The sequence below is a fragment of the Candidatus Jordarchaeum sp. genome, assembly GCF_052745115.1.
Window position 1 is genome coordinate 1 of sequence record NZ_JBRAKS010000196.1, and the last position, 7,429, is coordinate 7,429.

A 7,429-nucleotide genomic window follows, 5' to 3' on the forward strand; every position below is an offset into this window, starting at 1 on the left:
ACTAAAATAATATATTTTTAATAAAATTCTACAAAACGGGCCTCATAATCGAGGAAATAATGCCTCGGTGGTTCCAGAAGCGGGTATTACGGGAAGTAGTAATATGGTAGTTAAGTCTCGGGAGAAGTTGGACTTGTCAATGGAAGAGAGTTATTTCAGATCAGATATTAGTTCAATGCCTTGTATGCAAAAAATAAATTTGAAGAGAATAAGAATAGACCCTAAAATAGTCAAACGTTTCAACTTAAAACTTGGAAAAAAGGAGTGGGAATCATACGGTTCCGCTAGACATGAATACGTTTGGACTAGTAGCAGGGGACGAAAATCTGGATGGGTTAATGTGGAAGAACTCGCACAAAGTATTCAGAGGGACGGGATTATTAACACCCCTCTTGTTTGTTCCTTTAAAAGATTTGGATACGGAGAGGATATAGTAGCGGTTCAGGGTTGGAGAAGAATCAGGGCTGCGGTTTTAAACAAGTTTGAGCAGATTGAGGTTAGCTATACGGAAGATCTGTCCCCTGAAGAGGCAGAAGTTCTGAGTTTTAAGGAGAATTATAATCGAGAACAGTTATCGGACTTGGAGATAGCAGAGTTCCTCTACAAGGTTAAGAAGCGTTATCCTGATTGGAGTTACGAAAAAATAGGCGAAGTTTATGGTCTTGGTGGCAAGAGTTCCGAGAATCGAAGAAAAGTGGTTGGGACATACTTGTCGCATTATGATTTTCTGGAGTGTCATAGGGAGAACGTCAAAAGATTTGACATAAGACTGAAGAGATTGACTAGGGGAGTGACAATGCAGATTCGTGCAACGGCGAGAGAAATTGCTGATGGGAGGAAAAAGGAAGAAGTTGAAATGGAGATCCTCAGAGCCTTCTCTAAAGATAGGGTACCGGTAGGATTACTCTGCAAGATACTGAGAATTGAGCACAAGCGAGGTAACCCTATAACACCCCTGGAAGCTGTAGATTTAATTCGGCAGAATGCGGCTCTAATAAAAAACGAGAAAGAAGGACTAAGTTATTATCTCGTAATTCCAACAGAGATTACTGAGGCATTAAAACGCTACGTATCAGAAAGGATCCCCGAAACAAAAAAGGGTGCTTCAGCTGTACTATTGCTAGAAATAGCAAAAAAATTTCTGAAACAAGAAGGCTATCTATAACAAAGACCAGCTAGATTGCCTCTTTTTGATTTTTCTTATTTTTGACTTTTTTATGGCCTCTAGAGCCTCCTTTTTTGGACAGGCTTGAGGGAATGAAATAGGTCAGACCGTAGAATTTCTTTCCTTGTTCATTAGTTAGTAAAAATTTAAATATGGTTAATTTGCCCATGTAGCAAACTCCAGAAAGTTTTTATGAAGGATTCCAATGAAAAAAGGAAGTGTGGTGAAAATGTCCTTAAGGAATAGTATAGCTCTTGTTTCGTACGGAGAAGTAAAATTTGAGAGGAAATCCGAAAAATCGGTTACTGAACTTTGCGCTGAATCTTGTAAAATGGCTATGGATCAAGCAGGTATTGATAAAGGGGATATAGACGGTTTATTCTGCGTTCCTGATTACATGGGACCTGATTTCGTAGGAGATCGAGCTGCTAAGGTATATGATTATCTTGGAATTGAGCCCGATCTCTCATCGACTATGGATGCGGGAGGCGTTGCGACCTATAATCAGATCGAATTTGCTATGATGGCAATAGCGTCTGGAAAGGTGAAGAACGTTCTTTGTGTGAGTGGAGGCAAGTTCCGAGCGGGGTATGGTACAGGCGTAGCGGCACACCCAGAGTTTGAACTTCCATATGGAGCTGACATAATATCCTTCTACGCTTTGCCGGCCACAAGACATATGCATGTATACGGAACCACCGAAGAACAATTAGCAAGTGTAGTTGTAGCTCAGAGGAAATGGGCTTCCATGAATCCAAACGCGGTTTTCAAAGACATCATAACTGTAGATGATGTAGTTAAGTCACCCTTAGTAATTTGGCCTTACCACCTATTCATGTGTTCAAGACCAGCTGACGGCGCCGGAGCTATTCTCGTTAGCTCAGCTAAGAAAGCAAAAGAGTATACTGATACCCCGATACGCATACTCGGAATGGCAGAGCATCATACCCATGGAGTTTTAACCTCGATTCCTAATCTAAATGAGCTAGGAAGCAGAATTACATCAAGTGCTGCTTTTAAAATGGCGGGACTTACTCCTAAGGATATTGATATTGCGATGCTGACCGATCCTTTCGCCTTCCTACCAATAGAGCATTTAGAGGACTGTGGTTTCGTTAAAAAGGGTGAGGGTGGAAAATTCTTTGAAGAAGGACACTCAGAGCCTGGAGGTGAACTCCCTATTAACACACACGGCGGGCTATTATGTGGTGTGCACGACGGTGTCGGTCCTCTTATTCACCACATAATAGAATCGATGCGGCAGTTAAGGGGAGAAGCCGAAAAGCGACAAGTTGATGGAGCGGAAGTAGCTTTCTTGGAATTACACGGCGGAATGATGTACCATCACGCTACACTAATACTCGGGAGGTGAAACAAGGTGGCTTATAAAAAACCTTTACCAACACCTACACCAATATCAAGGAAGTACTGGGAAGCAGCAAAGGAGCACAAACTGATGATTCAGCAATGCAAAGATTGTGATGAAAAAGTATTCTATCCCAGAGAATTCTGTCCGAAGTGCTTATCATCAAACTTGGATTGGATCGAAGCTAGCGGAAAAGGAAAATTACACAGTTTTTGTGTAGTTTTTAGTACAGCATATTCAGAGTTTAGAGAAGATATTCCATTCATAATCGCTCTCGTCGAGTTGGAAGAAGGCGTTCATATGCTAAGCAACCTCATCGAGTGCAAACCACAGGATGCCAAAGTTGATATGGATGTAGAAGTTGTTTTTGATGACGTAACAAAGGAAATCAGTATACCTAAATTTAGACCGATTTGAAGCAATTAGGAAGGGAAAATAAGAACCAAAAGCAACATCCTTCTTTTTTTATCCTCTACATGCTGATTAACTGGTCTTGGTATTTCTTCAAAAGAAAAACATAAAAGATTTCTTCCTAAAAAAGGACAGTGAATCCGCGCTATCCAATAGAAACAAAGCGTTAGACAAATTTTTTCCTCTGAGCTTTTTACGATGTTTATGAAAAAATTGGTTGAATAAATAATAAAAGCAAACAAAACTATACAAAAATAAATTCTTAAAAACACTTGAAATGCAAGAAGATAATATTAATATATACAAAGTATATAACGGTTTAAACACGTATATAACACAAATCTAATATTGGACAGTGAACAATTTGTCAACGGTTGAGAAGAATGAGGGATTAGAATTTCGGAAAGTGCAAACTTTGGGAAAATCATCCTATCTTATTTCACTCCCTAAAAATTGGGTTGAGAAGAATCGTATAAAGAAAGGGGATAAACTCGCAATTCAAGAAACCTCAAATGGTGTACTACGAATATTATTGGCTCATCAAGAAAGGAGTCAACAGAGATCGATAAATAAGGTAGTTATTGATGATTTGGATAAAGCAGAATTGGAAGCAGCAATAATTGGAAATTATGTTATGGGTGTTGACAACTTAAAGATAGTTACTAAACAAGAGTCCTTGACAACCTCACAAAGGAAAATTATACGCAACTCCCTAAATAAACTACTTGGATTTAGAGTAATCTCTGAATCAACTAAATCAATTGATATTAGAAACATCTTGGATCCGAATAACTTGGATGTTCGTGAAGAAGTAACAAGACTAGTATTATTATCCTCATTTATGCTAAAAGACCTTATTCAAGCTCTAAAAGAAAAAAATTTAGAGATGATAAATGAGATAATCGAACAGGATAACGAAATTGATCGTTCTTACTTGGCAATGAGAAGATTACTTATGGTTGCTAACAAGAACGCAGTTATAGCTAGGAGAATAGGTGTCGAAGGAAGTAACCTTTGTATCGCTTGGAGTATTATTCTTAAAAGGATTGAAACTATTGCAGACTATGTAGTGGAAATTGTTAAAATCTTGTACCCAATAGACTTGTCAAAAATTCCTGAAGAACTTTATTGGGATTTCTTGAAAATTGGTGAACACGTTTCATTAGTCTTTGAAAAATTCTTAAAATTTTTCACCGAAAAAGACAAAACTGGAGCACCAACAGTAATGAGAGATATAGATCTATTTCTGGACATGAAAAATGCTTTCACACAAAAGGCGATTGAAAAATCTTTAGATCCAACTATACTTGTTTCATTAGAAAATGCATGTTTCTTTTTTAATGAGATAGCAAATTATCTTATGGACCATGTAAAAGATCTTATAAACTTCGTCACATTCTTTTAGCATTAAATTTTTAACCTAACATGATTAGGAGGATTACAAAAACTGAGAAATCTAATGGCAACAATCCTCCCTTTTTGTTTTTACTTATCTTAATAGAAATCTTATATCCATAGGCTTGAAGGATAATCCTAATTCTTCTCATAATATTTGCTTAACCTTAAAAAGAAAAAGAATTTCCTTGCTAATTTCTTAGATTATATTATAGAAATTTGACCATATCTTCTTCTCTAAAAACTATAGTTAGCTTGAAAAGCAACATTAAAGCAAATTTACCGAAAAATAAAAAAGAGAATGATGAAAGTTTAAACGCTACAATGTAATCTCAAAAACTTCCATAAATCATTGTAGGTGATGTGAAGTGTCTGGAATGAAGGCAAATAAAAAAAGTTATGAAGAGTCAGATGTTGATGTACATGGACGTCTTGCATTTGGAACATACCAAGAAGCAAAAAAATGGATTGGAAAAAAAGGAGAAACAGTATTTGCAGATGACCAAGTAGACCACTCGCGAATAAAATACTTCTGTTCAGTAATAGAGGATGGTAACCCAAGTTACTGGGATGAAGAATATGCGAAGAGACAATGGGGCGGAATACTATTACCCCCAGCTTTGCTGATTATGTATTGTATGCATCTTTTATGGCGTCCCGACGGAGAAACAAGACACGCGTGGTTACCGACTCAAGTTCCTCTTCCAGGTGAAACCATGATAAATGTTTCTACCGAGTCTGAGTTTTATCGACCAGTAATTGTAGGTGATTGGATTAATTATCAAGAGGAGGTAGTCAGTGTAAGCGAAGAGAAGAACACCGCATTAGGTGTTGGACATTTTATCAACACTTTGATAATTTTTCGTAACCAAAAAGGAGAAGTTGTATGCTCAGTAAGGAATACGCTTTTTCGATATAGTGTTAAGAAGAGGTAATAAAAATGTTCTTACTTAAAACTGGAAACCGCTACCAGACCCGCTACTGGGAAGACGTGAAAGAAGGAGAAGAACTTCCAGAAATCAAACTGAACGTAACTTATAGAAAAATAATTACCGGTGTCGGCGCTACAAGAGACTTCTTTCCTGGTCATTTTAATCCTGAATACGCTAGGGATCAAGGAGTAGAAAGTATTTTCCTCAACACCCCTATATTCGAAGGTTTTGTGGACCGATTACTCACTAACTGGTCGGGACCTGGGGCTTGGATCAAAAAGCGCAAAATTCAGATACGCGGAACAGTACCCGCGGGTAGTATAATATCGGCATCAGGAAAAGTTACTAAAACTTATACCGAAGATGGGCAATATCTTGTAGATTTAGAAGTAAGTGTACTAAGAGAGGGTCACAATATCTGTCCGGCTAGTGCTACACTTGTACTTCCCTCAAGAAATAGTAGATAGCATCTGCATAAGTTCTGTATTCTAAATAGTATTTTCCTATTAGTATACTATTTATATTTTTTATATTAAATATGATATATTATATAATTTTTTATATTAAAAATAACTGAATACTTTATAGGAGGTATTGTATGAAGAAATACAAAAATATAAAATACCAAGAATTGGAGGAAGGAATCGGCATTATAACTTTGAATAGACCGGAAAGACTTAACGCAGTGGATTTTGAAATGATAGAAGAATTCCACGACTTGCTTAGTGAGTTGGAGTGGAACCTGGACTGTAGAGTATTGATAATTACAGGTGAAGGACATGGATTCTGCGCTGGTATGGATATCAAAGAAGGTTCGCTTTTTGTACCTGAGGACAAAATTCCTAAAAAATATTCGAATCTAAAATATTTGAATGTGGGCGATGAAATAAAAAGAAAAATGTATGGTTTGAAGAGGATCTCTGAAATAATGATAACCTTAAGAAAAATCAACCAACCAGTAATAGCGGCTGTAAAAGGCCCTGCATCCGGAGGTGGCTTTGCGCTAGCCATGGCTTGTGACATCAGAATAGCTGGTGAGAGCGCAAGATTTAACACTGCGTTTATAAATATCGGCCTTACAGGATCGGATATGGGCAGTAGCTACTTTTTACCCAGATTAATAGGATTATCAAGAGCCGCTGAAATTATGTACACTGGAAGATTTTTTGATGCAAAGGAAGCGGATAGAATAGGATTTGTATCCAAAGTAGTTCCCGATGACCAGCTACTCGAAGCAGCTTTGGAATTAGCAAGAGAGATGCTGAAAAAGAGTCCTCTGGGATTACGTTTAACCAAAGAAACAATAAACCAGAACATAGACGCCCCAAATCTAGAAGCAGCAATATTCCTCGAAAATCGAAATCAAGCGGTTTGTATGAGCACAGCCGATTTTTCCGAAGGCATAAATGCCTTCTTTGAGAGGAGAAGTCCCAAGTATCCAAAAAGATAATAACACCGATATGTTCTAAAGATGCTTTCGAACCTGTTTCCAAATTATGATTCAGAACTGATTAAAATTCTAGGAAATTTAAAAACCTCTCCTAATTTCAATTATTTTACGGGTGTGATTTGAAGTGAGGTGGAGAACCAGATTAACCGAACTTTTGGATTGTAAATATCCAATTATAGAAGGTGGTCTAAGCGGAATTGGTACTTGGGACTTTGCTGCGGCGGTATCCAATACAGGCGCTGTCGGTTGTCTTACCGCAGCCACCAGTAGGACCCCTGATAAACTAAGAGAAGATATTCAAAAATTGAGGAAGGCCACAAATAATCCATTTATTGTAAACATATCTATTGGTGGTTGTCCACAAATTGATGAAATGTTTGAGGCTTGTTTCCAAGAAGATGTTCCCGCAATCGAGACTGCGGGCTATAGACCTGATGAGTATATTGAACGTATCAAGAAATCTAATATAACTTGGATTCATAAAGGGGCTACTGTAGATTTTTGCAAGCATGCAGAGAAACTAGGAGTGGATGCAGTAGTTCTCGTGGGTTTGGAGGGCTACGGTTTCAAAAATATTAAGCAACTACCCACTCTTACCAGCATTGCTTGGGCAGCACCGCAGTTAAGAGTACCCTTAATTGCTGGGGGTGGTATTGGGGCAATGTCATTAAGTTAAGCCCAAATTCTTTTCTTGTACTTATGGTATCTCA

At 37.8% G+C, this 7,429-nt stretch carries 8 protein-coding genes; all 8 read left to right on the forward strand.

The features are described from left to right. Positions 1-103: 103 nt before the first annotated feature. The 8 genes from ACUVXA_RS13365 (at position 104) to ACUVXA_RS13400 (ending at position 7,395) form a co-directional block, all read left to right on the forward strand. Positions 104-1,165, forward strand: a complete 1,062-nt coding sequence (locus ACUVXA_RS13365) for a ParB/RepB/Spo0J family partition protein (protein WP_445871773.1) — start codon at positions 104-106, stop codon at positions 1,163-1,165. 205 nt (positions 1,166-1,370) lie between these two features. Further along, a complete protein-coding gene (locus ACUVXA_RS13370; protein ID WP_445871774.1) occupies positions 1,371-2,537 on the forward strand; it encodes a thiolase family protein in 1,167 nt (388 codons plus the stop codon). Between the two features lie 6 nt (positions 2,538-2,543). Then, positions 2,544-2,948 carry a Zn-ribbon domain-containing OB-fold protein gene (locus ACUVXA_RS13375; RefSeq protein ID WP_445871775.1) on the forward strand — a complete coding sequence of 135 codons (405 nt, stop codon included), beginning with the start codon at positions 2,544-2,546 and terminating at the stop codon, positions 2,946-2,948. Between the two features lie 358 nt (positions 2,949-3,306). Beyond that, positions 3,307-4,347, forward strand: a complete 1,041-nt coding sequence (locus tag ACUVXA_RS13380; protein ID WP_445871776.1) for a PhoU domain-containing protein — start codon at positions 3,307-3,309, stop codon at positions 4,345-4,347. A gap of 367 nt (positions 4,348-4,714) precedes the next feature. After that, a complete protein-coding gene (locus ACUVXA_RS13385) occupies positions 4,715-5,272 on the forward strand; it encodes an FAS1-like dehydratase domain-containing protein (protein WP_445871780.1) in 558 nt (185 codons plus the stop codon). Positions 5,273-5,277: 5 nt separating this feature from the next. Next, positions 5,278-5,736, forward strand: coding sequence for a hypothetical protein (locus tag ACUVXA_RS13390; RefSeq protein WP_445871777.1), 459 nt, complete (start codon positions 5,278-5,280; stop codon positions 5,734-5,736). A gap of 131 nt (positions 5,737-5,867) precedes the next feature. Next, positions 5,868-6,719: an enoyl-CoA hydratase/isomerase family protein gene (locus tag ACUVXA_RS13395; RefSeq protein WP_445871778.1), complete on the forward strand. Its 852-nt coding sequence runs from the start codon at positions 5,868-5,870 to the stop codon at positions 6,717-6,719. A 124-nt stretch (positions 6,720-6,843) separates the two neighbouring features. Further along, entirely contained in the window at positions 6,844-7,395 is a 552-nt protein-coding gene (locus tag ACUVXA_RS13400) for an NAD(P)H-dependent flavin oxidoreductase (protein WP_445871779.1), read from the forward strand. Positions 7,396-7,429 lie beyond the last annotated feature (34 nt).